The organism is Enterovibrio gelatinilyticus (assembly GCF_028683095.1).
Taxonomy (GTDB): Bacteria; Pseudomonadota; Gammaproteobacteria; order Enterobacterales; family Vibrionaceae; genus Enterovibrio; species Enterovibrio gelatinilyticus.
In genome coordinates this window covers 1-1,784 of the sequence record NZ_JAJUBC010000069.1, presented here as the reverse complement: position 1 = coordinate 1,784, position 1,784 = coordinate 1, and the positions used below count along the sequence as shown (strand labels likewise).

General features: G+C 40.2%; 2 protein-coding genes. Both read right to left on the bottom strand.

Annotation, left to right across the window (positions count from 1 at the left end; all coding sequences use genetic code 11):
• Positions 1 to 83: 83 nt before the first annotated feature.
• Positions 84 to 920: a hypothetical protein gene (locus tag LRP50_RS25165; protein ID WP_274167136.1), complete on the bottom strand. Its 837-nt coding sequence runs from the start codon at positions 918 to 920 to the stop codon at positions 84 to 86.
• A gap of 408 nt (positions 921 to 1,328) precedes the next feature.
• Positions 1,329 to 1,784: hypothetical protein (locus tag LRP50_RS25160; RefSeq protein WP_274167135.1), on the bottom strand; the 456-nt coding region annotated here is incomplete at its 5' end.

The following is a 1,784-nucleotide window of genomic DNA, read 5'->3' as shown; positions in this document are numbered from 1 at the left end:
GTCCCAGAATTGGTCCCAGCAATTGCATAAAACCACTAACTAAAAAAGCGCCTTTAAGGCGCTTTCGTCACAGTGAGCAGCTGTTAAATCGGCTCACCATTTATGGAAGCGCTGGTTATTTGTCGAACAGATCGATAAGTTTCACCATCTTCCCACTCTCTAAATCGAGTAGACATCAAGGTTATTCCATTTCCCTCACCTACATAAGAAACATAGGTAGCCTCTGACGTAAAGTCAGGTGCCGTAGTGACCGTTTTTTCTTCGAACTTACAGGTTTTATAAACGGTACCATTAAGAGTGATTGATTCCTTACCTATAAATTTCGTCGCAACATCCACAGTGGTGTCCCTTTGTCCTACACCATCGATGAAATATCTTGCCGTGATGCTATCCAAGCTAATTTCGTTGCCTTCATCGACGTCATAACTCATTTTCCATCCTGATGGCAAGTATTGCTCCTCATAGGTACTACTTCCAATTTCTTCTTTATATCCAAAGTGTGTTTTTGATTTCTCGTCATCATCATATTGCGTGTATTCGTAAAAACCATCTTCTTCTTGAGACGTAAAATTACCATCGCCGTCAAAATAACGATAAAGTGATAACGACTGAATAACACCGTCATTACCAGAATAAGAAACGATACTCTCATTTATTATATGATAACCATAATAACCCCATTCCGCGTCATCTAAGCTCTTTTCTTCTTCAGAGGGTAGCGTGCTGACTGATCGAATAGCATAATCATAAGTCACTGTGGTGCCCACTTGACCACGTTGAGGGTTATAACACGATGAGGCGTTTGAAAGTGACGCGCCTTCCGCGCCCGTGCCTCCGCTATCGCTACTTCCCCCGCCGCCGCCACAAGCCGAGATAACGAAACCAAGCGCTATCGCACTTCCTTGCTTTATAAACTTCATTCCTTTTCCTTATTATTACAGCCAACTTCTCCTCGAAATTACAATGAAAATGGTTTACACACCTGTATCGGCTTTAATAACAACAATAAAACAGTTTAATTCACCATAATTCGTAAGCAAAATAGTCACAATATGGACAATATTTCACCTGAGATAATTAACGATTACTGTATGAAAACATCTACGCAGAACGTTTGTGAACAACATAAAATACCGCCGAACACTTCGACCTTTCAACTTACACATAATACACCACCAATAAACACCTTCATCTCAGCTTTCACCTTGTTCTAAAAACCAATCAAACCATGACTTAAAATAAACAAGGGACAATTAAACAAAATCAAAAAGGGAGCCAATTGGCTCCCTTTTATTTTGTAGCTAGATTAACTTACTTAAACAAATTTATTACTTGCTGAAGTATATGTTATCCAAATACACATCCACAGACTCATTCCCATCAGCTCTTGAAGCAGTGATTACAATTTGTGCTATCGCATTTCGTGATAAATCACCATTTGCACTTGCACTTGTAAAGTCGCTCAAAGGAATAGCAAGCGTAACGACATCTTCACTTGTAGGCGTACTTGTGTATTGAATCGCACTCGTTTCACCTGCACCACCGGAATGATTAGACAACTTAATATTTACCACTTGCCCTGCTAACAAAGAATCCACTTTGTATTGCATATTGAAAGTAGTAAAACTTGTCGCATCAAATGCGGCTGATGAGAAATCAATGCCGGCAAATACTTGACCAGCTCCAACATTCATCACTTTTGCAGGACTACCATCCAATGTGCCATCTACGATTCGGCTCGATGAGTCACCCCAGTTAGGACCCCATTCATTAACCGTGATATC